Origin of the sequence: Streptomyces sp. NPDC092045 (assembly GCF_044756005.1) — a bacterium.
Taxonomy (GTDB): Bacteria; Actinomycetota; Actinomycetes; order Streptomycetales; family Streptomycetaceae; genus Streptomyces.
Map to the genome: position 1 here is coordinate 67,380 of NZ_JBIVSC010000009.1, position 25,913 is coordinate 93,292.

A 25,913-nucleotide genomic window follows, 5' to 3' on the forward strand; every position below is an offset into this window, starting at 1 on the left:
CGCGCGCCTTCGCGGACGTCTCCGCGCCCTCCCCCGCGCGGCCTCCTGCCCGTCGTCTCGCGCGCCCCTTCGTACGCCCCTCCGCGCGCCCCCGTGCGCGTCCGGGAGGCGTCGACGCGTTCCCGCCACCCCCCTCCCGCACGTTCTCGGCCACCGGGCCGGGCCCTCCGGAGTCCGCTTCCCCGCAAAAAATCTTCCGGCCGGGGGCACCCGAACGCATGCGCGAGCACCGGGGCGCACGCCCCTGACCTCAGGATCTGTGGAAAATGCATGACACTGGCATATGCCAGAGTGGTGCGTCCCAGATGGGGGCCGGGGCCCTCCGCATCATTCTCGCCAACAGCCGCCCCGTAAACGGTGCTTGGCGGTTATCGTGGTACGAAAGCTTGCGGTCACAACCTGGTAGGGGGAAACCGTGGCGCTGAAGCCCGAGCCCACCGCGCCGTTCCACTCGGTGCAGTACGCCCTGCGCGTCCTGGAGACGATCTCACGGCACGGCGGCGGAGTGACGGACGCCCAGATCGCCCGCGAGACCGGTCTCCCCGTCGCCCACCTCTCCTCGCTGCTCCTCATGCTCCGCCGCGAGGGATACGTCGAGCAGGTCGCCGACGGCGCCTACGTCGTCGGCGACTCCCTGGTCCTCCTCGGCTCCGGCATGACCCGCCGCGAGGCCCTGGAGGCCAAGCTCCAGGAGACCCTGACGGAGCTGCGCGACTCCGTCGGCGCGGCCGTCTACATCAGCCGGTACATCGACGGCGAGGTCAAGATCACCCAGTTCGCCGACGGCCCGCGCACGCCCAAGGTCAACGAGTGGGTGGACTTCCGCTCGGCGGCGCACGCCAGCGCGGTCGGCAAGTGCCTGCTCACCCAGCTCGACCAGAACGGGCGGCGCGACCACCTCTCCCGCCACAAGATCGCCCGGCTGACCTCCCGGACGATCACCAGCGAGCGGATCCTCTTCTCCAAGCTCGACAGCCAGCCGGCCACCGTCCCCGTGCTCGACCTCCAGGAGTACGCGGTGGGCACGGTCTGCGCCGCCGTGCCGCTGACGGCGGGCGCGGCCGTGGGCTGCCTGGCGCTCTCCCTGCCGATCGAGCACGCCCACCGGCTGCGCGCGGCGGCCGACACGCTCAACCGCAGGGCCGCCCCGGTGGTCCTCTCGCTGGCCATCTGACACCGCTCCCGGGAGGGGGCGGAGCGACGCCGGAACGGCGGTCACGAGCACCCCGCGGGACCGGGTAGTATTTTCTCTGCCAGCAGGCGCCGCTAGCTCAGTTGGTTAGAGCAGCTGACTCTTAATCAGCGGGTCCGGGGTTCGAGTCCCTGGCGGCGCACCGACGGAGAAGGCCCCCCGCGCGAGCGGGGGGCCTTCTCGCTGTCCCCGTCACGCCCTGAGGTAGGTCAGGACGGCGAGGACGCGCCGGTGGGTGTCCCCGGCCGGGGGCAGGTCCAGCTTGGCCAGGATGTTGCCGATGTGCTTGCCGACGGCCGCCTCGGTCACCACGAGCCGGCGGGCGACCGCGCCGTTCGAGTGCCCCTCCGCGACCAGGCCCAGGACCTCGCGCTCGCGCGGGGTCAGCGCCTCCAGCGGGTCCCGGTGGCGCCGCAGGAGCTGCCGCACGACCTCGGGGTCGACGACCGTGCCGCCGTCCGCGACCCGGGTCAGCGCGTCCAGGAACTCCTCGACCTGCCCGACCCGGTCCTTCAGGAGGTAGCCGACGCCGGTGCCGTCGCCCGTGTCGAGGAGGTCGGCGGCGTAGCTGCGCTGCACGTACTGGCTGAGGACGAGGACCGGCAGGCCGGGCCGCTCGGCGCGGAGCGCGACGGCCGCGCGCAGCCCCTCGTCCCGGAAGCCGGGCGGCATCCGCACGTCGGTCACGACGACGTCGGGGTCGTGGGCGGCGACCGCCTCGCGCAGGGCGTCGGCGTCCCCGACGGCGGCGACGACCTCGTGGCCGAAGCGGGCCAGGAGCCCGATCAGCCCCTCCCGGAGGAGGACGCCGTCCTCGGCGAGGACGACGCGGAGGCGGCGGGGGCGGTCTGCTGCGGCGCGGGACAAGGGATCTCCACTCGGAGGAGGGTCGGCCCGCCCGGCGGGCTCGTGATCGTGAGTGTGCCGTCGAGGACGGCGATGCGGTCGGCGAGCCCGGTGAGGCCGCTCCCCCGGGCCGGGTCCGCTCCACCGCGCCCGTCGTCCTCGACGTCGAGCCGCAGCACGCCGTGCGCGTGCCGGGCGGTGATCCGGGCCCGGCGGGCGCCGCTGTGCCGGCCGACGTTGGCGAGCGCCTCGCGGCCCGCGAAGTAGCCGGCGCTCTCCACGGCCCGGGGCAGCCGGGGCAGCTCGGCGTCGGTGTCCACGGGGACGGCCGAGCGGTCGGCGGCGTCGGCGAGGGCGGGGCCGAGGCCGTAGTCGGCGAGGACCTGCGGATGGATGCCGTGGATCAGCTCGCGCAGCTCGGTCAGGACCTGTCCGGCCTCCGCGTGGGCCTTCGCGAGCTGGTCGGCGAGCGGGCCCGGCGGGGCGTCGAGTCGGGCGAGGCCGAGGGTCATGGTGAGGGCGACCAGGCGCTGCTGGGCGCCGTCGTGGAGGTCGCGCTCGATGCGGCGCCGCTCGGCCTCGAAGGCGTCGACGAGCCGGGCCCGGGAGGCGATGACCTCGCCGATCCCGGCCGCCGCGGCGTCGCGCGGGGTGAGCAGGGCGCGGGCCAGGGCGGCGCGGGCACCGGCCAGGGCGGCGAGCGGATACGCGAGGGCGACGAGGAGCACGGCGCCGAGGAGGGCGGTGGCGAAGGCCCCGGGCCAGGTGGTGACCAGGTACGCCTTGACGATCTTGACCTCGTGGCCGTCGGCGGCGAGCTGGACGGGGGCGCTCAGCAGGGCCAGGGGCAGCCCGGCGCCGACGGCGAGGACGAGCAGGTCGAGCGGCCACAGGACGGTGGCGAGCAGCAGGGCGTACGCGAACTCCCGCCGGGTCGCCGGCTCCCCCGCCCGCAGCCGGAGCCAGGCGGCGAGACCGGGGGCGGCGGGGACGCGGTGCGGGTCGGGGGCCGGGTCCCGGTCCACGAGCCGGAGGCGGAACCGTTCGAGCGCGCCGAGGGCCGGACCGGAGAGCAGGAGCGGCGGCAGCCCGACGAGGACCAGCGAGAAGACTGCGAGCACGAGGAGGACGAGACCGGCGGCGGCCCCGGCGAGCGCGCCGGTGGCCAGGTAGGCGGCGGCCCGCCACGGCCAGGGGCCGAGGAGGAAACGGGGCCGGGCGAGCGCCTGCCAGGGCGTACGGGGTTCCATGGACGCCCACGGTAGGCCCGGCGGCGCGGGCGGGGCCATGGGGCTGGAGGGTGCGGAGGGGGTGGGGCCGGCCCCACCTCCGGGACCGGGACGGGGTCGGGCCCGCCTCCGGGACCGGGGCGGGGCCGAGCCGCCTCCGGGCGGCGCGGGGGCCGAACCCGTCTCCGGGCAGGAGGGGGTCGGGCCCGGGGTGCGGCTCGCGCCCCGGGCCCGGGGTGGCGTCCGGGCGTGCCGGGTCCACGGGGAGCGCGGAGGCCGTGCTCCCCGTGGACCCGGACTACGACCGTCGGAGCGTCAGAACTTCACGTCCGAGCAGGCGTAGAAGGCGTTCGCGGTGTCCGCGACCGTCCACACCGCCAGGATGAGGTGACGGCCCGTCTTGCCCGCCGGGAGGTTCCCGGAGTGCGAGAGGGTCGCCGGCGGCTGCTGGTTGTTGTAGGGGACGGTCAGGAACGGCTGGGGGTCGAGGGCCGCCCGGGTGAGCGGCTGGCTCGGGTTCCACCCGTTCTTGGTGATGTAGTACTTGAAGTCGGTGGTGCGGTGACGGGCCGTGAACTGCCAGCGGAAGCTGTAGTTCTGACCCGCCGTGACGCTCGTCGCCGGCCAGTTGCCGCCGCGCGGGTCGTCGAGCTGGGCGAACGGGCCGTTCCCGCCGGCACAGATCTTCCCGTCGGCGGGCCCGGCGGCCGGGAAGCCCTTGAGCCCCTCGACCGACTGCGGCTCCCACTGGATGTTGCCGCAGTTGGTCACGGTGCCGTTGGCACAGAGCTTCTGGCGGCTGATCGGCGAGTCGGTGTAGCCGTGGCTGCCGGCGCTGCCGGTGCCGAGGAGGGTGACGCCGGCGACGCCGAGCGCCACCACCGTCGCGCCTATCGATTTCTTGCGCATGCTGTCGCTCCAGGAGAACGTGGGGGAGTTCCGTCGGTTCGTGCTGCACGCGTGCAGGTGGTGCGGATGGTGCGGGTGTTTCCCTGTTCTTTGCCGTACGGCGATGACGCATTTTGGTCTGGACCAAGTAACAAGGTATGGACCGAACTTGTCCCTGTCCATCCCCTCAGGCCCCCTCGGCGGAAGACGTCCTTCCCGTGTAGAACGCCACCGTCAGGTCCTTGACCAGCGCCTTGCGCTCGTAGTCGTCCAGCTCGACCAGACCACGACTGGTCAGGCGGTGGACCACGTCGTCCACCGCGTCCACGACCGACGTCAGGACGCTGTCCCGGTGCTTCGCGTCGAGCGCGGCGATCCGGCTGCGCCGCATCGCCGTCGCGACCTCGGGGGCGTACTCGATCCGCGTCGGCTGCGCCGAGAAGACGTCCAGACCGACCGGCGCGCACTCCGCCGACAGCATCCGCGTCAGCGCCTCGCCGACCGCCTCCGCGTCCCGGAGCGTCGGGGCGTCCTCGTGGAACGCGTCCGCCGGGAGCTGCGAGAGCACCCGGGCCATCGCCGCCTCGACCTGCTCGCGCAGGTACTCCTCGTGGCCGTCGACCCCGAGCGACGCGCGGACCGTGTCCCGCACCCGCCAGACCACCAGCACGACCACGTCGAGCGCCGTGCCCCGCGCGTCCACGGCCGGCAGCGGCTCGCTGCGCCAGTGCCGGAGCCGCACGTCCACCCGGCGGCGCAGCAGCAGCGGGCTGACCCAGATCAGACCGGTGCGGCGGACCGTGCCGCGGTAGTCCCCGAACAGCGTCAGGACCCAGGCGTACCCGACCCGGCCCCGGCCGAGGCCGCCGAGCGAGAAGAGGACGGCCACCACGCCGAGCGCGAGCAGGGCCCACTGGCCGAGGTGGACGCCGTGGTACGGGCGGACCGGGAGCCGCAGCATCCGCGCCGCCTCGTCGGGCACCGCGCCCGTCCACCACACCACCGCCGCGCACCAGGCGAGCGCGAGCGCCCCGCCTGCCACCCCGACCCATCCGGGCAGCACCGCCCCCGGCCGCTCGACGAGGGCGGGGTCGGCGGTGGGGGCCGGACGGGCGGAGGGGGGCGGGGCGGCGTGCCGGGCCCGGCCGTTCGCCGTCGCCGTACGGGCCGGGGGTTCGGCCGCCCGGTCGGCACGGCCGGGGGTCAGGAGCCTCACCGTGCCCGGGGCGCCGGGCGTACGGGCCCTGCCCGGGGCGAGGGGCGCGGCCATGGCGACGGTGTCGGGTCCGCCGTCGTCGCCCTTGGCGCCGGGGGCGGCGGTCTCCGGCTCGTCCCGGAAGAGCAGGTGCACGGGGATGGAGCCGGTGGTCTCGGTCCCGATCACGTTCTTCCGCCGCGCCACCCGCACGACCCCGGCGACGGGCAGGGCGACGACGGCGACGCGGGCGCCCTTGATCCGCCCGAAGTCGGGAGCGGTGGCCCCTGCGGGGGGCCGGGGGGCGGGGCGGTCGTCCTTCGGGGACGCCGTCGTGGTCCGGGCCGTGGTCGCGGTCCGGGTCGTCGCGGGCCCGGTCGTCCCGGCGGGGCGGGACGGGGTGGCCGCCCGGGTGGTCGGGGCGGACGCCGCCGGGCCGGCCGGAGCGGCCGGGGCGGGTGCCGTCGGGGACGCGCCGCCCTGCGCGGACGCCTTCGCCGGGGACGATTCGGACGTCCCCGGCGAAGGGGCCCGGGTCGGCCTCTCGGCCCGCGCTCCCGGCGCGGTGGAGGCCGGCGCCTCGGGCGCGGGGGCGGCGGCGGTCTTCTCCGGCGCGGTGGGAGCCGGGGTCCCGGGCACGGGGGCGGCGGTCTTGTCCGGCGCGGTGGGAGCCGGAGCCCCGGGCACGGGGGCGGTCGCCACCTGCGCGGCGGGGGCGGAGGGCTTGTCCGCGGGGCCGGTGGCGGGGGCGGGGCCCGTACCCGGCTTGCCCGGCTCCGTTCCGGAGACGGGGGCCGGGCCGGGCTTCGTACCGGAGACGGGCGCCGGGTCGGGCTTCGCACCGGAGACGGGCGCCGGTTCCGGCTTCGCACCGGAGACGGGCGCCGGTTCCGGCTTCGCACCGGAGACGGGGGCCGGTTCCGGCTTCGTCCCAGCGGCGGGACCGCCCGGGCGTCCCGCCGCCGGGACGGTCGGGGCGGGGGCGGTCGTCGCCGGAGCCGCCGGGGCGACGGCCACCGAGGCAACCGAGGCAACCGAGGCCGACGGGGTCGCCGGAGTCACCGGGGTCACCGGGACCGGCGAGGCGGCCGGGCCCGACGGGGCCACCGGCTCCGGAGCCTTCTCCGTCTTCGGCGCGGCGGACGCCGGGCTCGCCGGAGTACCGACCGTCAAGCCCGACGGGACGGCGGGCGCCGGAGCGGCAGGAGCGTCGGCCACCGGGGCCGCCGGGGCGACGGTCGTCGGGGTCACCGGAGCCAGCGGGGCAACGGGCGTCGGGGTCGCCGGGGTCGCCGGGGCAAGGGACGCCGGAGCCACCGGGGCGACGGGCGTCGGAGCCACCGGAGTCACCGGAGTCACCGGAGTCACCGGGGCAACGAACGCCGGGGTCGCCGGGGCGACGGCCACCGGAGTCGCCGGGGCGTCGGCCGTGAGGGGTGCCGCGGTGCCCGTCGGTGAGGGCTCCGCGACGGCCGCCGGGTGGTCGCCCGTCGGTGTGCGGGGCGGGTTCGCCGGGGGTGGGGACGTGCGGGGGAGGGTGCCGTCCGTCAGGCGTCTCGCCGTGCGGGCCGCGTCACGTGAGGCCGCCGCGCCGGAGTCCGCGGGGTTCGGGGTCGATGCCGTCATTCGGGTCCACCTCATGCTCTCGGGGTCATCGGAACAAGCGCCGCCAGGTCTCCGGGCCCGGGTAGCCGTCGGCCGCTCCGCCGCGCCAGCCCTGTGCCCGCTGGAACGCCTCGACGTTGCGGCGGTCCGCCTCCGTCCAGCGCGGACCGGGTCCCGACAGGTAGTGCTTGCCGAAGCCCCGCTTCACCAGTTGTTCGCCCAGCTTCTCCACATATGCGTTGGATTGGCCCTTACGGAAGTAGCCACGCCCGGGAAAGGGCGTCGCATGGGCGCTCGACCCGCCCGAACCACTCGAACCGCCGATGCTCCGGCCCTTGCCGGTGACGAGCAGTTCCCACGTGTCCGGTCCGGGCAGGCCGTCCGCCTCCCCGCCCCGCCACCCCTGTGCCTCCTGGAACGCCCGGGTCGCCCGCCGGTCCGCCTCGGTCCACTGCGGGCCGGGTCCCACGGCGTAGAACTTCTTGCCGCCGCGCGCGACGAGGAGCTGTCCGAGCCGGGTGACGTGCGCGTTCTTCTTCCCCGGCCCGAACTGCGCCGCGCCGGGGAACGCCGGCACCGTGGACGTCTCCCCGCCCCCGGTGCCGGCGCTCACCACGCCCTTGTAGCGGTAGGCCACGTACCGGTCGGAGTTCTCCCAGTACGCCATCGGCGTCGTCTTCTTCCGCGTGCGCGGCTTGGTCTGCTCGTACGCCGTGTAGGAGGTGTGCGTGTGGTCGGTCCAGCCGCCGAAGATCGTGACGTGCGAGCCCCGGGTCGGGTCGGCCGGGTTGTGGAAGAGCAGGATGTCGCCGGGCTGGAGGTCGGCGCGGTCGATCTTCTCGCCGAAGCGGTCGAGGCTGCCGGTCCACTCGTTGCCGCGCAGGTTCCAGGCCATGGAGATGTACCCGGAGCAGTCCTGGCGGTAGCCGTCCGTCCAGTACTTCTCCATGGAGTACGGGACCTGTGCGGCGACCCACAGCTTGGCGCGGTTGATGATCTCGGCGCGGGTCGTCGGCCGCGGCGTCTCGGTCGCGGCCTGGCCCGCCGCCGGGGTGGCGGCCGGCGCGGGCTCGGGGCCGGGGCCGGGCGCGCCGTGCAGCGGCCCCCGCCCGCCCTGCGGCGTGTCGAGCGGCGCCGCGTCCGCCGGGGCCGGCGAATCCGCCGTCTCCACCGGGACCGCCGGGTCCACCGCGTCCGCCGGTGCCACCGGGGCGGCCTCCCCCGGTGCGTCCACCGGCGCGTCCCGCACGTGGAAGAGGGCGGCCGCCGCGTCGGTGCCGCCGCTGCCCAGGACCACGCCCGCCGCCGTCACCAGGACCAGGGCGCGGCGGGCGCCGTGGGCCGCCGGGTGGCCGCCCGCCCGGACCGGCAGGCCGAGGGCGAGCTCGCGCCGCTGACGGGCGCAGCCCGGGCAGGCGCAGTCGGCCGCCGGTTCGAACTCCTCGAAGACCAGCACGCTCATGCGATCCCCTCCACACTCGTCAAAGATCTTTCGACCGTCGTCTGGGGCGTCAATGTGGCAACTGTCCCGATAAATAGCATTTTGACGGATCGAAGGACTGATACGACCGTCCGACAGGCCGGAGGCGACGGTTATTGGTCAGGAGCACGTCTTCGCGTCAGGTAGAGTTCTCTCTGTCAGCAGGCGCCGCTAGCTCAGTTGGTTAGAGCAGCTGACTCTTAATCAGCGGGTCCGGGGTTCGAGTCCCTGGCGGCGCACGCAGGGTCAAGGCCCCCTCACCGATGGTGAGGGGGCCTTGATCGTCGTCGGACGCGGAAGCGGGGCCTCAGCCCCCCGTGAGGTATCCCGACACCACCACGTTCGCCGTGTAGGCGCCCGTCTCGCGGTCGAAGGTGCCGCCGCAGGTGATCAGGCGGAGCTCGGCGCGGCCGGGCTCGCGGGGACCGTAGACCTTCGCGGCGTCGAAGCCCTCGCGCGGGAAGACCCGGACGTCGTCGACGGTGAACTCGGCGACCGAGCCGTCCGTCCGGGTCACGAGGACCTTCGCGCCGGGGCGGGCCACGCTCAGGCCGTAGAAGACGGCCGGGCGGGTCTCGGTGTCGACGTGGCCGACGAACAGGGCCGCCCCGGCCGCGCCCGGCGCGGTGCCGGGGCCGAACCAGCCCACGGTGCCCGGCGTCGCGAAGGGCGGCGGGTCGACGGCGCCCGTGGCGTCCAGGCCGCGCGCCGTGACGGGCGCGTCGACGCCGAGCGAGGGGACCTCGATCCGCCGGGGCGCGACGGGCGCGAGCGGCGCGCGGGCCGGGGGCAGCTCCGCGCCGGGCGGGCGGCCGACGGCGGCGATGTCGCCGGTGGTCGGCCCCGAGCCGCCCGCGGAGCCCTCGACCGCGCCGCCGCCCCAGAGCCAGAGGCCGAGGAACAGCAGCGCCCAGGCCGTGCCCGTGACGAGTCGCCCGGCGCCCGCCGGACGGGTGCCGGACGGCACCGTCACTCCGTACCCGTACCCGTGCCCGTGCCCGTGCCGGAGGAGCCGTCGGGGCGGCGGCGGGAGCTGCGGAGGGCGACCGCCACGGCGGCGAGGGCGGCCATGCCGAGGCCGAGCACGGTGTACGGGGTGCCGAGGCCGTCCTCGCCGGCGGCCTGGGCGACGCCGGGGGCGGCGGGCGCGGCGAAGACGGCGGCGCCTCCCCCGCCCGCGCGGACCGGGGCGACCGGGGTCGCGTGACGGGTCGGCTCGTGGGCGGGCCGGTGGGTCGGCTCGTGGCGCTCGACCCGTACGGTGCCGGCGTCGCGGTGCTCGCGGCCGTCGCAGAAGACGCTGATCCCGTACGTACCGCCGGCGAGCCCGGACCTGAGGGTGGCGTCGCCGTACATCGGGTGCTTCCCGCCGTCCCGGCCGACGAGCTTCGCGTCGGTGGTGAACGCCCGGGACTTCGCGGCACCGGTGGTGCCCTCGCAGCCCTCGACCCGGACGTCCACGTCGTCGCCGGGCGAGGCCGTGGACGGAGTGACGGTGACCCTCACCCCGTCGTCGGCGTGGGCGCCGCCGGCCGCGGGCGCGAGGACGAGGACCAAGGCCGCCCCTGCGGCACGGAGAGCAGTGGAACCTGAACGCATCGTGACCTCCTGGTGCTGCCAGGGTCACCCGTTCCGGCGCTTCCCGCATCCGGAGGGACCCGACCGGGTGTTCGGACCGGGTCCCTTCTCGCAGGTCAGACGCGGTCGACGAGGTCCGCGATCGAGTCGACGATCCGGGACGGGCGGAACGGGTAGCGGTCCACCTCGGCCCTGGTCGTCAGACCGGTCAGGACGAGGAAGGTCTGCATGCCCGCCTCCAGGCCGGCCAGGATGTCGGTGTCCATCCGGTCGCCGATCATGGCGCTGGACTCGGAGTGGGCGCCGATCGCGTTGAGCCCGGTGCGCATCATCAGCGGGTTCGGCTTGCCCGCGAAGTACGGCTCCTTGCCGGTGGCCTTGGTGATGAGCGCGGCGACCGAGCCGGTGGCGGGGAGCGGGCCCTCGAGGGAGGGGCCGGTCTCGTCGGGGTTGGTGCAGATGAAGCGGGCGCCGGCGTTGATGAGCCGGACGGCCTTGGTCATCGCCTCGAAGGAGTACGTGCGGGTCTCGCCGAGCACCACGTAGTCCGGGTCGTGGTCGGTGAGGACGTAGCCGATGTCGTGCAGCGCGGTGGTGAGGCCGGCCTCGCCGATGACGTACGCGGTGCCGCCGGGGCGCTGGTCGTCGAGGAACTTGGCGGTGGCGAGGGCGGAGGTCCAGATGTTCTCGACGGGGACTTCGAGGCCCATCCGGGCGAGGCGGGCGTGCAGGTCGCGGGCGGTGTAGATCGAGTTGTTGGTGAGGACCAGGAAGGGCTTCCCGGTCTCCCGCAGCTTCTTGATGAACGCGTCGGCGCCGGGGATCGGCACGCCCTCGTGGATGAGGACGCCGTCCATGTCGGTGAGCCAGGATTCGATCGGCTTGCGCTCTGCCATGGGTGCGGGACTCCTGCCGTGCATGTCGTGCGGGTGCTGGGGCGCCGCGACTGCGCTGTGGCGACGCCCCCAGCGTAGGCCCTGCCCGGGCGGGCGGGCAGGGCCTGCGTCAGGATGCGGTGATCTTGACCCCGTCGATCGTCCAGTACCAGTTGTTGGAGCCCGTGTAGCGGAAGCGGAAGCTCACGGTGGAGGCGCCGGAGGGGACCGGGACCGTGAGGGACTGGGGCTGGGAGAGGACGTCGGCGGTGTAGCTCTTGACGACGGTCGGGGTGCCGCCGTTGAAGCTCGCCAGGACCTGGGCGGTCTGGGAGCCCTCCTGCCGGTAGAGGGTGGTGAAGCCGAGGGTCACCGAGGACGCGCCCGAGACGCCGTGCGCGGGCGTGACCAGGGTGGAGTCGTACGTGCCCGAGAAGGTCTTGTCGGCCCACTCGTCGGAGTCGGCGACGGCGAAGACGCCCCGGGCCCGCACGTTCAGCTCGCGGGACTGGTCGCGCTGGGAGCGGGACCAGAACTCGTCGGTGGCGAAGGACCAGCCGCGCCACTCGGTCACGCCTCCGGTGCCCATCGCGTTGTTGATCACGGACCAGCCGCTGGGCGCGGTGCGGGTGAAGCCGAGGACCCCGGCGGGGATGCCGGTCTCGTCGACGCGGCCGGTCAGCGACCCGTACAGGGTGTCGAAGGGGTCGGTGGAGCGCTCCTGGACCGGCTTGCCGTCCAGGCCCCAGGACGGGTCGGGGACGATGCCGAGCTGGTGGAAGACGGTGGCGGCGACGTCGACGAGCCGGGTGTCGATGGGGCGGGCGCCGGCGGCGATGCCGGGGCCCTGGGCGAGGACGAAGGTGCGCCGCTCCTCGACCGTGGAGCCGCCGTGGCCGCCGCCGTCGGTGTGGCCGTGGTCGGTGGTGACGATGACGGTCCAGCGCTCCGAGGCGTACGAGGGACGGGCCCGGATCGCGGCGAGGAGCCGGCCGAGGTAGGCGTCCTGGACGTCGATGGCGTCGAGGTACTTGGCGTGCGCGGCGCCGTGGTTGTGGCCGATCTCGTCGGTCTCGCCGAAGTAGACGAAGAGGACGTCGGGGTTCTGGTGGCGCAGGACGTCCTCGGTGACGTCGGTGATCACCTTGTCGTTGACGGCGTAGTCGTTGTCGTAGACCAGCTTGGCGTCGGCGCCGGGGGTGACGGTGCCGTGGGTGTCCAGCTCGGGCCAGTCGACGGCGGCGAAGAGCGAGAGGTTCGGGCGGACCTGGTTGAGGCGGGCGAGGAAGCCGGGGTAGCGGCCGTAGTTCTTCCCGGCGAAGGTGTTGTCCTTCACCCCGTGCTTGTCGGGCCAGACGCCGGTGGAGATCGTGGACCAGCCGGGGCCGGAGGAGGTGGCGGCCATCGGGTTGGCGTAGAGCAGGGAGCGGCCGTAGGTGCCGTTCGCCATGAGGGACTTGAGGGTCGGGGCCTTGGCGGCGTCGATCCGGTCGTACCGCAGGCCGTCCATGCCGACGACGAGCACCTTGTCCTTGCTGGTGCCGTCGGGGAGCGTCGGGGCGGCGGTCGTGGCCGCCAGGGCGGTGGGGGCGGCGGCGAGTCCGGTGGCGGCGACGGCGGCGGTGGCGCCCGCGGCGGCGAGCACGGTGCGGCGGGAGATGCCGGTGAGCGGCATGTCGGGGTCCTCCGTGGAAGGGGTGGAAGGGGGCCGGACGCAGCCCAACGCCCCTGATTCCTCAGAAGCGTTGGGTCCGTACCCGTTATCATTTCGCGATCCGCGCGGGCGTTCCAGGGGCCGAACGGTGAACTCTCAGCTTCCGGTGGCGGACTTCCACGCGTCGACGTACGCCGTCAGGTTCGCGTCGATGTCGGCCCAGTCCGGCTCGAAGACCTCGACCCCTTCGAGGAGCCCGGCGAGGGCCAGGGCGTTGGCGTCTGTGGGCCTGACGTCCTTGCGGGCCGGGAAGCCGCCGCCGACGGCGCTGACCTCGCGCTGGGCGCCCTCGCTCAGCAGGAAGTCGAGGAGCTTCCTGCCGTTCTCGGCGTGCGGGGCCTTGTTCACCAGGCCGGCGGCGCACGGCAGCGCGAAGGTGGTGGGCTTCCCGTCGCCCTTGGCCGGGAACCAGATGCCGAGGTTCGGCATGGACTTGGACTGGGCGAAGTTCATCTGGACGTCGCCGTTGGCGACGAGGAGTTCGCCCTTGTCCACCTTGGGGGCGAGCTTGGAGGTGGAGGAGGACGGGCCGACGTTGTTGGCCTGGAGCTTCTTCAGGTACTCCATGGCCGGGGCCCGGCCGCCGAAGTCGTGCATCGCCTTGATGAGGACGGCGGTGCCGTCGCCCGCGACGCCGGGGGTGGAGTACTGGATCCGGTTCTCGTACTTCTTGTCGAGCAGCTCCTCCCAGCTCTTCGGGGCCGTCGGCAGCTCCTTCTTGTTGTGGACGAAGCCGAAGTAGTTGTTGACGACGGAGGTCCAGGTGCCGTCGGCCGCCTTGTCGGCGCCGTCCACCCGGTCGGCGCCCTGCGGCACGTACTTCTGGAGCAGCCCCTTGGAGCCGGCCTGCTGGATGAAGGGCGGCAGGGTGACGAGGACGTCGGCCTGGGTGTTGCTCTTCTCGCGGAGGGCGCGCTGCACCATCTCGCCGGAGCCGCCCTCGACGTACTTCACCTTGATGCCGGTCCGCTTCTCGAAGTCCGCGAAGACCTTGTCGTACCAGCCGTCGCCCGCCTCGCCCTTGAGGCCGTCGGCGCTGTAGACGGTGACGACCTTCTCGTCGGAGGCGGCGGAGGAGCCGCCGCAGGCGGTGAGGGAGGCGGCGAGGACGAGGACGCCGGTGACGGCGGCGACCGGCTTGGCGTGCGTGGGCATGGCGTTGTTCTCTCCTGGCGGTACGGGGCTGGGCGGTACGGGACTCGGCGGTACGGGACTCAGCGGTACGAGGCTTTGGTGCGGGCGCGGGAGACGGCGAGCAGGGCGAGCAGCGTCGCGGTCATGAGGACCACGGCGAGCGCCGAGCCGGTGAAGAGGGAGCCCCGGTCGGTGGCGGTGAAGACGAGCACCGGCAGCGGCGTCCAGTCCGGCGGGTAGAGCATCATCGTGGCGCTCAGTTCGCCCATGGAGAGGGCGAAGCAGAGCCCGGCGGCGGCGTTCAGGGACGGCAGCAGGAGCGGGAGCCTCACCCGGAGCAGGACGTACGAGGGGCGGGCGCCGAGACCGGCCGCCGCCTGCTCGTACATCGGGTCCAGGCGCCGGATCGCGGCCGAGACCGACTGGTGGGCGAAGGCGGTGACGAGCACGGTGTGGGCCAGGACCACGATCCAGCGGGTGCCGTTGAGGAGCACCGGCGGCTGCGAGAAGGCCACGAGGACGGCGAGGCCGACCACCACGGACGGCACGGCGACCGGCAGCATGAAGAGCGCGTCCACGATCCGCCGGCCCCGCTTCCCCAGGGCCGCCGAGGCGAGCGCGGCCCAGGTGCCGGCGGTCAGCGCGATCAGGCTGGCGGCGACGGCCGTGACCAGGCTGGTGGTCAGGGCCCGGAGGGACTCGCCGCGCACGGCCGCCGCGTAGTGGGCGGTGGTCGGCCCGGAGGGGAGGGCGCCGGACCAGTGGGTGGAGAAGGAGGCGGCGAGGACGACGAGGAGGGGCAGGGCGAAGAGCGGCACGAAGAGGACGGCGAACAGGACCCAGGCCGTCCACCTGCCCGTACGGCTATGCACCAGCACGGCGGCCCACCCCCCGGTAGAGGGCGTACAGGCCGGTGGAGAGGACGACGTTGACGACGGCGACGACGCAGGCGGCGGCGTAGTCGGATTCGAGGATCGCCTTGCCGTAGACGAGCGTCGGGAGGGTCGTGACGCCCTTGGCGCCGGTGAAGAGGACGATCCCGAACTCGTTGAGGCACAGGACCAGGACCAGGCTGCCGCCGGCGGCGAGCGCGGGCAGCGCCTCGGGCAGGATCACCCGCCGGACGATCCGCAGCGGCCGGGCGCCGAGCGAGGAGGCCACCTCCAGCTGGGCCGTCTCCATCTGCGAGAAGGCGGCGAGCAGCGGGCGCATCACGAACGGGGTGAAGTACGTGATCTCGGCGAGCAGGACGCCCCACGGGGTGGTCAGGAACCGGAAGGGCCCGGTGGCGGCGCCGGTGACGTCGGTCCAGATCCCGTTGGCCATGCCGACCGTGCCGTAGAGGAACAGCAGGGCGAGCGTGATCAGGAAGGACGGGAAGGAGAGGAAGACGTCGATGAACTTCGCCACCGCCCTCGCGCCGGGGAAGGGCACGAACGCGATCACGAGCGCGAGGGCGAAGCCGAGGACCAGGCAGCCGGCGGTGGCCGCGACGGCGATCCACACGGTGGTGACGAGGGCCTCGCGGAAGGACGCGGAGCCGAGGACGTCGGCGTACGCGCCGGGGGCCAGGGACTCGCGGACGACGAGGGCGAGCGGGTAGAGGAAGACGAGGCCGAGGACGGCGACGGGGGGCAGGGCCCAGACCCAGGCGGGGGTGGTGCGGGGAGCTTTCACCGTGTCCGCCGGGGTGGAGGAGGCCGTGGTGACGGCGCTAGCCATCGGTCACCCCCGCCGTGAGCAGCACCGCGTCGTCCGGGGCGAAGTGCAGGGTGACCTCGGTCCCCAGCGGGGGCGTCTCCCGCAGTTCGCGGACGTCCGCCTTCACGCGGTGGCCCGCCACCTCCACGTACAGCCGGTGGGTGGAGCCGCGCCACTGGACCTCGGTGATCCGGCCCCGCAGCGCGTTCGGGCCGTCGCCGAGGCCGACGAGGTGGGGGCGGACGCAGAGGGTGGCCCCGGCGCCCGGCGCCGCTCCCCCGGTCGCCACCTTCAGCTCCGTCCCGCCCAGGGCCACCCCGTCCGCGCCCACCGTCACCGGCAGCAGGTTGGCGTTGCCGACGAAGGAGGCCGTGAACTCGGTGCGGGGCCTGCGGTACAGGTCCTGCGGGGTGCCGCAGTCCCGGAGCCGGGCCCGGTCCATGACGGCGATCCGGTCGGCCAGGGTCAGCGCCTCGACCTGGTCGTGGGTGACGTACAGGATCGACACGTCGGGCAGTTCGCGGTGGAGCCGGGCCAGTTCGGCCAGCATCCCGGAGCGGAGCTGCGCGTCGAGCGCCGACAGCGGCTCGTCGAGGAGGAGGACGTCGGGCCGTACGGCGAGGGCGCGGGCGATGGCGACGCGCTGCTGCTGCCCGCCGGAGAGCTCCCGGGGGTGGCGGCGGGCGTAGTCGGCCATGCCGGTCATCTCCAGGGCCTCGGCGACCCGCCCGGGGATCTCGGCCTTCGGGACCTTGCGGGCCTTGAGGCCGAAGGCGACGTTGGCGTCCACCCTGAGGTGCGGGAAGAGGGCGTACTGCTGGACGACCATGCCGATCCCGCGCCGGTACGGCGGCAGGTCGGTGACGTCCCGGTTCCCGATGAACACCCGCCCGGAGACCGGCCGGACGAACCCGGCGACGGCCCGCAGCGCGGTCGTCTTGCCGGAGCCGGAGGGCCCGAGGAGGGCCATGACCTCGCCGGGCTCCACGGTCAGGTCGAGGGAGTCGAGGACGGTGGTGGAGCCGTAGGCGACGGAGACGGCCTCGAAGCGGATGCCGCTGTTCGCCCCTCGCGCTTCCGCGGTCATGCCTCGTACTCCCTGATCAGCTCCGGGAGTTCGGCGACGGAGGCGAGGACGCGGGTGGCGCCGTGCTCCCTCAGCGCGGCCTCGCCGTGGGCGCCGGTGAGGACCCCGGCCACGATCCCGGCGCCGGCGCGGACGCCGGAGAGCATGTCGTACGAGGTGTCGCCGGCGACCGCGATCCGGCGCACGTCGTCCACGGCGCCGGTGCGCAGGAGCGCGCCGAGGACCATGTCGGGGTACGGGCGGCCCCGGCCGCCGGTGTCGGCCGGGCAGAGGGTGAGGCCGACGAGGTCGCGCCAGCCGAGGGCGTCGAGGATGGCGTCCTGGGTGACCCGGGCGAATCCGGTGGTGAGGACGACGGTCCTGCCCTGCTCCCGGAGGGCGGCGATCGTCTCGGCGGCGCCGGGGACCGGGGCGATCCTGCCGTCGGCGACGAGCTCCCCGTAGGCCTGCTCGAAGGCGAGGTTGGCCTCCTGGGCGCGCCGCTCGTCGCCGCCGAGGAGGTGGCGGAAGACGGAGATCTTCGACTCGCCCATGGTGGCGCGGACGTGCCCGATCATGGCGGCCGGGTCCTCGCCGAGGCGTTCGGCGGCGACGGTGAAGGCCTGCTCGACGAGGCCGTCGTCGGCGACGGTGGTGCCGGCCATGTCGAGGACGACGAGGTTCGTCATGTGGGTGCTCATGCGGTTCACCAGCCCAGTTCGTTCGCGGTCGTCTCGGCGACGGCGGGCGAGCAGGTCATGCCCCGGCCGCCGGGTCCGGTCACCAGCCACACGCCGTCGCGGACCTTCTGGCGGTGCACGACCCGGGTGGTGTCGACGCACTGCGCGTACACCCCGGCCCAGCGGCGCCGGACCTTCGGCAGCGGGCGGCCGAGGAGGGACTCGACGACGCGGGTGAGGTGCTCGTAGGGGTCTTCGAGGGTGTCGAAGGCGAAGGGGTGCTCGTACTCGTGGGTGTCGCCGATGGTCAGTCCGCCGTCGAGCCGCTGGACCATGAGGAGCTGCATCCGGTGGGCGGCGGCGGTGGGGTCCTGCACCTGGCCCGCGTTCAGCGCGTCGAGGGCGCCGGAGGCGTAGGCCGGGTAGTAGCGGAAGGAGTCGGCGTCCGCGACGGAGGTGGTGAGCGGTTCGCCGAGCGGGTCGGTCTGCATCATCTGGAGGCGGACCCGGCGGACCGGGATCTCGCCGGCGACCTCGCGGACGAGGCCGGAGAGCGCGGCGCCGGTGCACAGGACGACGGCGTCGCCGCCGTGCGTCTCGCCCCGGTCGTCGCGGACGGCGTGCTCGCCGACGACGTCGCGGACCTCCCTGTTCGGCAGGAAGGTGTACCTGCCGGTGGCGAGCAGGGCCTCGCGGAGGGCGAGCTGCGCGGTGCGGGGCTCGACGGCGGCGTCCCGCTCGCACCGGAGGGCGGCCTCGAACTCCCCGCGCAGGGCCGGGTTGACGGCGCGGGCCTCGTCGGCCGTGAGCAGCTCGTAGCCCCGGGCGGCGGCGTCGGGGCGGGCCACGGCGGCCTCGGCGACGGCGAGTTCGAGGGCGTTCCGCACGGGGGTGAGGGAGCCGATGGCCCGGAAGCCGAGGCCGGGGACGCGGGCGCCGACGGCCTCCCAGAGTTCGCGGGCGCGCAGGGCGGTGTCGAGCTCCTCCCCGCCGGCGCGACCGCTCACCCAGATCTGGCCGAAGTTGCGGAGGGAGGCCCCGCGCGCCTCGGCCTCGCGCTCGATGTGTACGACCTCGTGGCCGCGTTCCACTGCGTGCCAGGCGTGCATGGTTCCCACCACGCCGGCTCCTACGACGATCACCTTCATGCCGACGACGGTCGCGGGGGCGGGTGGCCCGGACGGGGCCGGTGGACGACGGAACGGTGAACGGGCCGCCAAACTTGGACCAGACCCGTTATCTTTTTGTGATGTCTCGGGCTTTCGGCGGGCGGGCCTTCTCCCGTCAGTCCTGGCGGCCCAGGTGGGTGGTGAAGCTGAAGCGGTCGCCCCGGTAGAGGGTGCGGACCCGTTCCAGGGGCCGGCCGGCGGTGTCCCGGGAGACGCGGTGGAGCAGCAGCATCGGGAGGGCGGGCGGGGTGCCGATCAGCAGGGCCTCGCGCGGGGTCGCGAGGACGGTCTCGATGCGCTCGTCGGCGTCGCCGAACGCGATGCCGAGCCGGTCGTGGAGGTACGCGTAGAAGGAGGAGTCCGGGTCGAAGTCGGCGTCCAGGCGCGGGGCGCGGGCCTCGGAGACGTACGTGCTCTCCAGGCCGACCCGCTCGTCGTCGGCGAGCAGCACCCGCTCCATGTGCCAGACGGGCTCGCCGCGTTCGGCGCCGACCTCGGGGGCGAGCGCCTCCGGGCAGGGGAAGCGGTCGAGCGAGATCAGGGCGCGGCCGGGGCGGCGGCCCTGGCGGCGCACGCCCTCCGTGTAGCTGGCGAGCGAGAGGGGCTGTTCGAGCTTGGGGCCCGCGACGACCGTGCTCCGGCCCCGGCGGCGCAGCCGCCCCTCCAGGAGGAGTTCGCGGATCGCCTGCCGGACGGTCTCGCGGGACACCTCGTACCGGACGGCGAGGTCGCGCTCGGTGGGCAGCGGCCCGCCCTCTCCCAACTCGTCCACCATCAGCGCGAGTTTCGCCTTGACGGCGTAGTACTTGGGGACGCGCCCGTGCTCGGGGACGCCGGAGCGGACGGGGGCGCCGGGAGTGCTCTGGTAGTTCACCGGGGGATGGTCGCAGACGGGGGTGAACGGGGAGGGGTACGGAGGGTGACGCGGGGGGCCTGCGGCGGGGGTGGGGGGCGCCCTCCTCGGGGGTGCCTTCCCCTGGGGTGCCGGACCCGGGGCGCCAGACCCTGGGGGGCCGGGGCCAGGGGGCCGGACCCCCGGGGGGGAAACCCGAGGGGCCAGCCCCGGAGGGCCGGACCCCCGGGGGGCCGGACTCGGGAGGGCGGACCCGGAGGGGGCGGACCCGGGGGGGCGGACCCGTGGGGGCGGACCCGGGGGATGTCGGACCCGGGGGATGTCGGACTCGGTCCCGGACGCGAGGGCGTGGGGCGCGAGGGCCGCTGGGGCCGGGCCGGCTCGGGGGGAGTGCGGTTCAGGCGCGGCGGTGGCGGCGGCCCGCGCGGACGAGGGCGGCGCCGAGCAGGAGGAGGGCGGCGGCGAGGGGCGCGAGGGCGCGGGCCCGGGCGTCCGACGCGCGTCCGGTGTGGGCGAGTTCGGGGGCGGGGGAAGGGGTGGCGGCGGCTTCTCCGGGTGCCGCCCCGGGCGTCTTCCCCGGCGCCTCCCCGGACGGAGAGGGCCGGGTGGGAGTGGCGGGCGCGGGAGGCGGGGTGGAGCCGGTCGGCTCGGCGGGGGGCTTCGATCCGGGCGAGGTCGTGGGTCCGACCGGTTCCGCAGGCCGTGACGACACCGGCGGCTTCGGCGGGCCCGGCGGCTCCGACGGCCCTGAAGACGTCGTGTCCTTCGCGCCCTTCGTGCTCCGGGGCGGTTCGGCGGGCGTGGGCGGCGCGGTGGGACCGGACGGCTCGGTCGGGGCGCCCGGGGCGCGGGGCCCGACGGTGAGGCGGTAGTCGCCGGAGTCCCCGATCCAGTCGCCGTCCGCACCCTGGCGCTGGACGATCGCCGCGTTGACCACGACCTCGCCGGGGGCCGTCCCCGCGCGGAAGGCGAGGCGCACGGGGACGGTGAGGGTCTCGCCGGCGGGGACGGAGAAGCCGCCGAAGTCGGTGAAAACGCCCACGTTCTCGGCCTCCGAGGTCTCCTGGAAGGCCACGGGGTGCCAGCGCGCGGCCCCGGCGTCGTAGAACTCGAAGCGGATCTGTCCCGGCCGGAGGACCCGGTCGCGGTCGGTGAGGACGAGCACCGGATGGATGCCGGAGCAGGGCGACCCGGTGGTGTTCGTGAGGTCGAGCCGCCAGTCCTGGAAGGGGCCGCCCTCCGCGTAGCGGGCCGGGCCGCCGAGGATCCGGGTGTCGAGCGGGAAGGCGTCGTCGTCCGGGGTGCCGCAGCCGGGGGTGGTCGGGTCGGGGGCGGGGACGGCGGGCGCGGCGGGGGGCCGCGGGGCGCCGGGGGGTTCGGGGGCGGCGGGGGCGGGCGCCCCGGGACCCGGGGCCGTCGCCGCCGGGGCGGGGGCCGTCGCCGTCGCCGGGATCGGGGCCGCGAGCGCGAAGGGGGCCGCCACGGCGGTCGCCACGGTCACGGCGCGGACGCTGCGCAGTCGCAGGGGTGCGGATGCCATGGTGCCGGTGCCTTTGCTGATCGCGGGCAGGGGGACGGCCGCGACGCTGCCAGGCGGGAGGGCGCGGGCCGGGGAGCGACACCGGGGGCTCCTCCGGAAGGGCCGGAAATCCGCCCGATCAGCCTACTTTCCGACAATCCGATCGATCGGAGTGAGGGGACGGGGGACGGGGGACGGGGGACGGGGGACGGGGGACGGGGGACGAGTGGCGAAGGGCGAGGGACGGGGGGGCAAAGGACGAGGGCCGTCCGCCGCCGGAGTGAGGGGCGAGGGAGGGGAGACGAGGGGCGTCCCCGGTCGACGTGAGGGACGAAGGAGGAGAGACGAGGGGCGTCCCCGGTCGACGTGAGGGACGAGGGCCGTCCGCCGCCCCCTCCCCCGGACCCCGCTACTCCTTCCCGAACACCGGCGCCAGGATCAGCCACGCCGCGCCCTCCGCCACCGCGTCCCGTTCCGCGACGACGCCCACCGGGGCCGTCAGGCCGAGGCCGGCGAGGACCTCCCGCACCCCGTCCGCGAAGACCTCCGGCGCGGCGAGCACCGCCCGGCCGCCCAGGAGGACCTGGTCGATGTCGAGGAGCCGTACGAGATTGGCGGCGCCCGTCCCCAGGATCCGCGCGGCCCCGGCGGGTTCGCCGCGCGCGACCTCCGCCAGGCACAGGACCTCCAGGCAACCGCGCCCGCCGCAGCCGCACGGCGGCCCGTCGAGCTGGACGGTCTGGTGGCCCAGTTCGCCCGCCCCGGTCCTGTCCCCGCGCAGGGGCGCGCCGCCGAGGACGAGGCCGGCGCCCAGGCCCGTGCCGAGGTGGACGTAGGCGAAGGAGCCGGGGGCGCCGGGCCGCAGGGCGAGGCCGAGGGCGGCGGCGTTGGTGTCCTTGTCGAGGACGACGGGCAGCCCGAGGCGGCGGGCCAGTTCTTCGCGGACCGGCCGGCCGGCCCACTCGGGGAAGCCCGTGACCCGGCCGGGCACTCCGGCCCGGTGGTCCAGGGGGCCGGGCATGGCGATCCCGGCGCCGAGGACGGTCCGCCCCTCCCCGCCCCCGTCGAGGAGCGCCCGCACCTCCTCCGTCACCGCGTCCAGGACCGGTCCGGCCCCCGCGCCCAGGTCCACCGGGCGGCGGCGGAGGGCCACGGGCGCGCCCGCGAGGTCGGCCAGGAGGACCGTCAGCTCGTCGCGGTCGAGGTGGACGCCGACGGCGTGCGCGGCGGCGGGCGCCAGGCGCAGGACGGTACGGGGCTTGCCGCCGGTCGAGGCGCGGTGGCCCGCCTCCGCAGCGAGGCCCTCGGCCCGCAGCCGCGCGGTGATCTTGCTGACGGCCTGCGGGGTGAGCCCGGTCCGCTCGGCCAGCTCCAGACGGCTGATCCCGCCCTCTCCCGCCACGCGCAGCAGATCGAGGACGAGCGCGGCGTTGTGGCTGCGCAGCGCCGGTACGTTCACTCCACCCAGGTCTTTCCTCACGCCCCCATTGTCGCCACCGCTTGCGCTTTGGCAACAGCGTTGCTTAAGTGAGGAGCATGACTGGCACCGACTCCCCCCGCACCCCCCTCCGCGTCGGACTCGTCGGCTACGGCCTCGCGGGCTCCGTCTTCCACGCCCCGCTGATCGCCGCCTCCGAGGACCTCGTCCTCGCCGCCGTCACCACCGGCAACCCCGAGCGGGCCGCCGAGGCCCGCGCCGCCCACCCGGGCGTGCGGGTGGTGGCGAAGCCCGAGGAGCTGTGGGCGCCGGGCGCGGAGGAGCTGGACCTGGCCGTCGTCGCCTCCCCCAACAAGACGCACGTCGAGGTCGCCACGGCCGCCCTGGAGGCGGGCCTCCCGGTCGTCGTGGACAAGCCGCTCGCCGGGACCGCGGCCGAGGCGCGCGGGCTCGCCGCCCTCGCCGAGGAGCGGGGCCTGCTGCTCTCGGTCTTCCAGAACCGCCGCTGGGACAGCGACTTCCGCACCCTGCGCCGCCTCCTGGACGAGGACGCGCTCGGCGAGGTCCAGCGCTTCGAGTCCCGCTTCGAGCGGTGGCGGCCGAAGCCGAAGGGCGGCTGGCGCGAGTCGGGGGCGCCGGAGGAGATCGGCGGGCTCCTGTACGACCTGGGCAGCCACGTCGTCGACCAGGCCCTCGTCCTCTTCGGCCCGGTGGTCTCGGTGTACGCCGAGTCGGACGTGCGCCGGCCGGGCGCCGAGGCCGACGACGACACCTTCCTCGCGCTCACCCACGCGAACGGGGTCCGCTCGCACCTGTACGTGAGCGCCACCACCGCCCAGCTCGGCCCCCGGTTCCGGGTGCTCGGGCAGCGCGCGGGCTTCGTGAAGTACGGACTCGACCCCCAGGAGGCCGCCCTGCGCGACGGGCTGCGGCCCGGAGCCGACGGCGCGGTCTGGGGCGCGGAGCCGGAGGAGCTGTGGGGCCGGCTCGGCGCGGGCGAGTCGCCGCTGACCGGCGGCGGCGACCCGGTCGAGTCGCTGCCCGGCGACTACCCGGCGTTCTACGCGGCCGTCGCCGCCGCCCTGCGCGGCACCGGCCCGAACCCGGTCACCGCGCACGAGGCCGCCGACGCGCTCGCCGTCCTGGAGGCGGCGCGGCGGTCGGCCCGCGAGGGGATCACGGTGACGCCGTGAGCAGCTCCGAGGTCGTCGAAGGGGTCGTCGAACTGGAGGCACAGGAGGCCCGGTTGGTCCTCCCCCGGTTCACGTACGAGGACGCCTGGGCGCTCGGCACGCTCCTCGTCTCCCTGGCCCGGGAGCGGGAGGCGCCCGTCGCGATCGACGTGCGGCGCGGGGCGCAGCAGCTCTTCCACTGCGCGCTTCCGGGGTCCAGCGCGGACAACGACGCGTGGATCGACCGCAAGCGACGGGTCGTCGAGCGGTACGGCGAGAGCTCGTTCCTGGTCGGGGCCCGGTTCCGGGCCAGGGGGACGACGTTCGAGGCGTCCTCGCGCCTCGACCCCGACCGGTACGCCGCCCATGGCGGTTCGTTCCCGATCGGGGTCGAGGGCGCGGGAGTGATCGGCTCGGTCACGGTCTCGGGGCTGCCGCAGGCCGAGGATCACGCCCTGGTCGTCGAGGCGCTGGAGCGACTGCTCAGTTCGTACGGCGCCGGCGCCGGCTGATCATCACGAGGACGCCGCCGCCGAGGGCGAGGACGACCGCCATGGCACCCATGACGATCTTCCCGGTGCCGGCACCGGTCTCGGAGAGTTCGCCGTTCGAACCGTGGGGACGGCCGTGGCCGCCACCGGAGTCACCGTAACCACCGGTGCTGCCGGTGCTGCCGGTGCTGCCGTGACCGCCCGTGCTGCCGTGGCCGCCGGCCCCGTTGGACCCGCCGGAGTTGCCGTGACCGCCGGTGGTCTGGCCTCCGGTGGTGGTGTGACCGCCGGGGCCGCCGGAACCACCCGTGCCTCCGGAGTCACCGTGCCCGCCGGGTCCACCCGTACCGCCGGAGTCGCCGTGGCCGCCGGGCCCACCGGTACCGCCGGAGTCACCGGAGCCGCCGGTGTCGTCGCCGTAACCGCCGGTGTCGTCGCCATAGCCACCGGTGTCGTCACCGTAGCCACCGTCCGTGGGGGTGGGGGTGGGGTCCGTCGGCGTCGGCGTGGGGTCCGTCGGCGTCGGCGTGGGGTCCGTCGGCGTGGGAGTCGGGTCCGTCGGGGTCGGCGTCGGGTCCGTCGGCGTGGGAGTCGGATCCGTCGGCGTCGGTGTGGGATCCGTCGGGGTCGGAGTCGGATCCGTCGGGGTCGGAGTCGGATCCGTCGGGGTCGGAGTCGGATCCGTCGGGGTCGGAGTCGGATCCGTCGGAGTCGGAGTCGGATCCGTCGGAGTCGGAGTCGGATCCGTCGGCGTCGGAGTCGGATCCGTCGGCGTCGGCGTGGGATCCGTCGGCGTGGGAGTCGGGTCCGTCGGAGTCGGAGTCGGATCCGTCGGAGTCGGCGTCGGATCCGTCGGCGTGGGAGTCGGATCCGTCGGCGTCGGCGTCGGATCCGTGCAGGACGGCAGGTCGCCGTTGAACGGGTAGGCGTGGAACTCCTGGCCACCGCCGCCGCTCGCCGCCGAGGTGTGCGTCAGGCTGCCGGTGGTGAAGAACCGGCCGTTCATGCCGGGCACGGTGACGGTCGCGGTGCTGGCCTGGTTGCCGATCAGGACGCTGCCCGCGAACTGGGCCGTGCCCTCGAACGTCACCGCCGTGGCGTCGGGGAAGTTCCACAGGACCCGCTCGCGCAGGCCGTCCGGAAGCTGGTTGATGTACGTGTCGATCGTGCGGCTGGCGCCGTAGACGTTGACGAGGACGGTCGCGTCGTCCGGGATGCCCGCGAAGGTGATGCCCTGCTGGCCCTCGGCCGCCGTCTCCAGGTCGAAGTCGACGTCGAAGACCTGGAGCGACGAGGCCCCGTCGCCCGTGAAGAGGGTCTCGAAGCCGTTGTTGACGGCGGTGCCGGTCGTGGCGCGGTGGGCGCCGCCGACGTAGGCGTAGCACTGGCTCGCGTCGGTGAGCTGGTCGCGGAGGGCGGCGAACGGCGCGGCGGCCGCGTCGTCCTGGACCGCGTCCGGGATCACGGTGCCGGAGAGGGTGCCCCCGTACCGCGTGACGCCGGTGACCGTGCCCTCCTCGGTCACCACGCGCTGGCCCGCGGCGACCGTCAGGTTCTCGCCGACCGTGAAGAAGTCGGTGCCGTTGTCGGGCGGGACGCGGGAGCCGACCGCGACCCCGACGTTGTAGACCCCGGAAGCGCCCGCACGCTTGTTCATGTCGAAGTCGCCGAGGACGACGACCTTGCCCTCGGCCTCGGCCGCGGCCTCGCGGACGCGGAAGTCGCTGCCGACGAAGACGTTGATGTTGTTGTCGCGGTACACGACGGGGCCGTTGCCGGGCTCCGGGTACACGGCGGGGCAGTTGCCCGGCAGACAGGGCCCGAGGCCGCCCGGGAGCGGGTCGGCGTGGCCGGTGACGGCCAGGGTGCCGACGAGGGCGGTGGCCGCGACCGTGGACGCGGCGATGAGGGCGAGGCGGCGCCGATCCCGCCCTCGCGCGTGCGAAATTCGTTCCATGTCGGGCAATATGCAAAATACGCATGAAAATGGCGACGCCCCACGCGGGACGTCGCCGTTTTCACCACGGAAGGGCCCAGAGCGGGACCCTGACGGCAGATCAGGGAGGGAGGGCGGACGGGGCCGGGCCG

22 protein-coding genes and 2 tRNA genes are annotated in these 25,913 nt (G+C 74.9%); 5 read left to right on the forward strand and 19 right to left on the reverse strand.

Features of this window, described 5'->3' with window-relative positions; all coding sequences use genetic code 11:
* Positions 1 to 415: 415 nt before the first annotated feature.
* Both ACIQKA_RS21670 and ACIQKA_RS21675 read left to right on the forward strand, forming a co-directional pair.
* Entirely contained in the window at positions 416 to 1,174 is a 759-nt protein-coding gene (locus ACIQKA_RS21670; RefSeq protein ID WP_383155240.1) for an IclR family transcriptional regulator, read from the forward strand.
* An 86-nt stretch (positions 1,175 to 1,260) separates the two neighbouring features.
* Positions 1,261 to 1,334, forward strand: a tRNA-Lys gene (locus tag ACIQKA_RS21675).
* 50 nt (positions 1,335 to 1,384) lie between these two features.
* Here ACIQKA_RS21675 and ACIQKA_RS21680 read toward each other — a convergent pair.
* The 5 genes from ACIQKA_RS21680 to ACIQKA_RS21700 form a co-directional block, all read right to left on the reverse strand.
* Complete coding sequence (locus ACIQKA_RS21680; protein ID WP_383428970.1) at positions 1,385 to 2,059, reverse strand: response regulator; 675 nt, start codon at positions 2,057 to 2,059, stop codon at positions 1,385 to 1,387.
* The gene (locus ACIQKA_RS21685; protein ID WP_391092635.1) at positions 1,978 to 3,288 is read right to left on the reverse strand and encodes a sensor domain-containing protein; all 1,311 of its coding nucleotides are present in this window, start codon (positions 3,286 to 3,288) and stop codon (positions 1,978 to 1,980) included. The genes ACIQKA_RS21680 and ACIQKA_RS21685 overlap by 82 nt, the downstream gene beginning before the upstream one ends.
* Before the next feature lie 294 nt (positions 3,289 to 3,582).
* On the reverse strand, positions 3,583 to 4,176 hold the full coding sequence (locus tag ACIQKA_RS21690) for a lytic polysaccharide monooxygenase (protein ID WP_366374977.1): 594 nt from the start codon (positions 4,174 to 4,176) through the stop codon (positions 3,583 to 3,585).
* Between the two features lie 166 nt (positions 4,177 to 4,342).
* Positions 4,343 to 6,367: an SPFH domain-containing protein gene (locus ACIQKA_RS21695; RefSeq protein ID WP_402541997.1), complete on the reverse strand. Its 2,025-nt coding sequence runs from the start codon at positions 6,365 to 6,367 to the stop codon at positions 4,343 to 4,345.
* Positions 6,368 to 7,001: 634 nt separating this feature from the next.
* Positions 7,002 to 8,417 (reverse strand): peptidoglycan-binding protein, encoded by a 1,416-nt coding sequence (locus ACIQKA_RS21700; RefSeq protein WP_402541998.1) that lies wholly within the window; start codon positions 8,415 to 8,417, stop codon positions 7,002 to 7,004.
* A gap of 183 nt (positions 8,418 to 8,600) precedes the next feature.
* On the opposite strand from ACIQKA_RS21700, the gene ACIQKA_RS21705 reads away from it, so the two are divergent.
* A tRNA-Lys gene (locus ACIQKA_RS21705) sits at positions 8,601 to 8,674 on the forward strand.
* A 68-nt stretch (positions 8,675 to 8,742) separates the two neighbouring features.
* Here the strand turns inward: ACIQKA_RS21705 and ACIQKA_RS21710 are convergent.
* From ACIQKA_RS21710 to ACIQKA_RS21770, 13 genes are all read right to left on the reverse strand, one after another.
* Positions 8,743 to 9,408, reverse strand: coding sequence for a class F sortase (locus ACIQKA_RS21710; protein ID WP_402541999.1), 666 nt, complete (start codon positions 9,406 to 9,408; stop codon positions 8,743 to 8,745).
* Positions 9,405 to 10,034, reverse strand: coding sequence for a hypothetical protein (locus tag ACIQKA_RS21715; RefSeq protein ID WP_383434251.1), 630 nt, complete (start codon positions 10,032 to 10,034; stop codon positions 9,405 to 9,407). Before ACIQKA_RS21715 ends, ACIQKA_RS21710 begins: the two co-directional genes overlap by 4 nt.
* A gap of 95 nt (positions 10,035 to 10,129) precedes the next feature.
* Entirely contained in the window at positions 10,130 to 10,909 is a 780-nt protein-coding gene (locus ACIQKA_RS21720; protein ID WP_053640831.1) for an HAD-IIA family hydrolase, read from the reverse strand.
* A gap of 109 nt (positions 10,910 to 11,018) precedes the next feature.
* A complete protein-coding gene (locus ACIQKA_RS21725) occupies positions 11,019 to 12,563 on the reverse strand; it encodes an alkaline phosphatase family protein (protein ID WP_383155260.1) in 1,545 nt (514 codons plus the stop codon).
* Between the two features lie 135 nt (positions 12,564 to 12,698).
* Complete coding sequence (locus ACIQKA_RS21730) at positions 12,699 to 13,757, reverse strand: 2-aminoethylphosphonate ABC transporter substrate-binding protein (protein WP_402542002.1); 1,059 nt, start codon at positions 13,755 to 13,757, stop codon at positions 12,699 to 12,701.
* A 59-nt stretch (positions 13,758 to 13,816) separates the two neighbouring features.
* Positions 13,817 to 14,614, reverse strand: a complete 798-nt coding sequence (locus ACIQKA_RS21735) for an ABC transporter permease (RefSeq protein WP_383155263.1) — start codon at positions 14,612 to 14,614, stop codon at positions 13,817 to 13,819.
* Positions 14,601 to 15,458: a 2-aminoethylphosphonate ABC transporter permease subunit gene (locus ACIQKA_RS21740; RefSeq protein ID WP_390105453.1), complete on the reverse strand. Its 858-nt coding sequence runs from the start codon at positions 15,456 to 15,458 to the stop codon at positions 14,601 to 14,603. Before ACIQKA_RS21740 ends, ACIQKA_RS21735 begins: the two co-directional genes overlap by 14 nt.
* Entirely contained in the window at positions 15,451 to 16,524 is a 1,074-nt protein-coding gene (locus tag ACIQKA_RS21745; protein ID WP_390105451.1) for an ABC transporter ATP-binding protein, read from the reverse strand. The genes ACIQKA_RS21740 and ACIQKA_RS21745 overlap by 8 nt, the downstream gene beginning before the upstream one ends.
* Positions 16,521 to 17,204, reverse strand: coding sequence for a phosphonatase-like hydrolase (locus ACIQKA_RS21750; protein ID WP_383155271.1), 684 nt, complete (start codon positions 17,202 to 17,204; stop codon positions 16,521 to 16,523). The genes ACIQKA_RS21745 and ACIQKA_RS21750 overlap by 4 nt, the downstream gene beginning before the upstream one ends.
* 5 nt (positions 17,205 to 17,209) lie before the next feature.
* Positions 17,210 to 18,331, reverse strand: a complete 1,122-nt coding sequence (locus ACIQKA_RS21755) for a TIGR03364 family FAD-dependent oxidoreductase (protein WP_402542004.1) — start codon at positions 18,329 to 18,331, stop codon at positions 17,210 to 17,212.
* A 136-nt stretch (positions 18,332 to 18,467) separates the two neighbouring features.
* Positions 18,468 to 19,226: a GntR family transcriptional regulator gene (locus tag ACIQKA_RS21760; RefSeq protein WP_386368871.1), complete on the reverse strand. Its 759-nt coding sequence runs from the start codon at positions 19,224 to 19,226 to the stop codon at positions 18,468 to 18,470.
* A gap of 376 nt (positions 19,227 to 19,602) precedes the next feature.
* Positions 19,603 to 20,745: a hypothetical protein gene (locus ACIQKA_RS21765; protein WP_402542005.1), complete on the reverse strand. Its 1,143-nt coding sequence runs from the start codon at positions 20,743 to 20,745 to the stop codon at positions 19,603 to 19,605.
* Between the two features lie 388 nt (positions 20,746 to 21,133).
* Positions 21,134 to 22,204, reverse strand: a complete 1,071-nt coding sequence (locus tag ACIQKA_RS21770) for an ROK family protein (protein WP_383434235.1) — start codon at positions 22,202 to 22,204, stop codon at positions 21,134 to 21,136.
* A 56-nt stretch (positions 22,205 to 22,260) separates the two neighbouring features.
* Between ACIQKA_RS21770 and ACIQKA_RS21775 the strand changes: the two genes are divergently transcribed.
* Together ACIQKA_RS21775 and ACIQKA_RS21780 are read left to right on the forward strand one after the other, a co-directional pair.
* On the forward strand, positions 22,261 to 23,355 hold the full coding sequence (locus tag ACIQKA_RS21775; RefSeq protein WP_402542007.1) for a Gfo/Idh/MocA family oxidoreductase: 1,095 nt from the start codon (positions 22,261 to 22,263) through the stop codon (positions 23,353 to 23,355).
* Positions 23,352 to 23,846 carry a heme-degrading domain-containing protein gene (locus tag ACIQKA_RS21780; protein ID WP_402542009.1) on the forward strand — a complete coding sequence of 165 codons (495 nt, stop codon included), beginning with the start codon at positions 23,352 to 23,354 and terminating at the stop codon, positions 23,844 to 23,846. The genes ACIQKA_RS21775 and ACIQKA_RS21780 overlap by 4 nt, the downstream gene beginning before the upstream one ends.
* Here the strand turns inward: ACIQKA_RS21780 and ACIQKA_RS21785 are convergent.
* A complete protein-coding gene (locus ACIQKA_RS21785) occupies positions 23,818 to 25,782 on the reverse strand; it encodes a choice-of-anchor A family protein (protein WP_402542011.1) in 1,965 nt (654 codons plus the stop codon). The genes ACIQKA_RS21780 and ACIQKA_RS21785 overlap by 29 nt on opposite strands.
* Between the last annotated feature and the right edge of the window lie 131 nt (positions 25,783 to 25,913).

What these genes read in the sequence shown, in the direction of transcription:
- ACIQKA_RS21730 (WP_402542002.1), bottom strand. Translation starts at nt 13,757, where the DNA reads ATGCCCACGCACGCCAAGCCGGTCGCCGCCGTCACCGGCGTCCTCGTC.
- ACIQKA_RS21745 (WP_390105451.1), bottom strand. Translation starts at nt 16,524, where the DNA reads ATGACCGCGGAAGCGCGAGGGGCGAACAGCGGCATCCGCTTCGAGGCC.
- ACIQKA_RS21685 (WP_391092635.1), bottom strand. Translation starts at nt 3,288, where the DNA reads ATGGAACCCCGTACGCCCTGGCAGGCGCTCGCCCGGCCCCGTTTCCTC.
- ACIQKA_RS21765 (WP_402542005.1), bottom strand. Translation starts at nt 20,745, where the DNA reads ATGGCATCCGCACCCCTGCGACTGCGCAGCGTCCGCGCCGTGACCGTG.
- ACIQKA_RS21700 (WP_402541998.1), bottom strand. Translation starts at nt 8,417, where the DNA reads ATGAGCGTGCTGGTCTTCGAGGAGTTCGAACCGGCGGCCGACTGCGCC.
- ACIQKA_RS21725 (WP_383155260.1), bottom strand. Translation starts at nt 12,563, where the DNA reads ATGCCGCTCACCGGCATCTCCCGCCGCACCGTGCTCGCCGCCGCGGGC.
- ACIQKA_RS21690 (WP_366374977.1), bottom strand. Translation starts at nt 4,176, where the DNA reads ATGCGCAAGAAATCGATAGGCGCGACGGTGGTGGCGCTCGGCGTCGCC.
- ACIQKA_RS21775 (WP_402542007.1), top strand. Translation starts at nt 22,261, where the DNA reads ATGACTGGCACCGACTCCCCCCGCACCCCCCTCCGCGTCGGACTCGTC.
- ACIQKA_RS21740 (WP_390105453.1), bottom strand. Translation starts at nt 15,458, where the DNA reads ATGGCTAGCGCCGTCACCACGGCCTCCTCCACCCCGGCGGACACGGTG.
- ACIQKA_RS21785 (WP_402542011.1), bottom strand. Translation starts at nt 25,782, where the DNA reads ATGGAACGAATTTCGCACGCGCGAGGGCGGGATCGGCGCCGCCTCGCC.
- ACIQKA_RS21750 (WP_383155271.1), bottom strand. Translation starts at nt 17,204, where the DNA reads ATGAGCACCCACATGACGAACCTCGTCGTCCTCGACATGGCCGGCACC.
- ACIQKA_RS21720 (WP_053640831.1), bottom strand. Translation starts at nt 10,909, where the DNA reads ATGGCAGAGCGCAAGCCGATCGAATCCTGGCTCACCGACATGGACGGC.
- ACIQKA_RS21755 (WP_402542004.1), bottom strand. Translation starts at nt 18,331, where the DNA reads ATGAAGGTGATCGTCGTAGGAGCCGGCGTGGTGGGAACCATGCACGCC.
- ACIQKA_RS21715 (WP_383434251.1), bottom strand. Translation starts at nt 10,034, where the DNA reads ATGCGTTCAGGTTCCACTGCTCTCCGTGCCGCAGGGGCGGCCTTGGTC.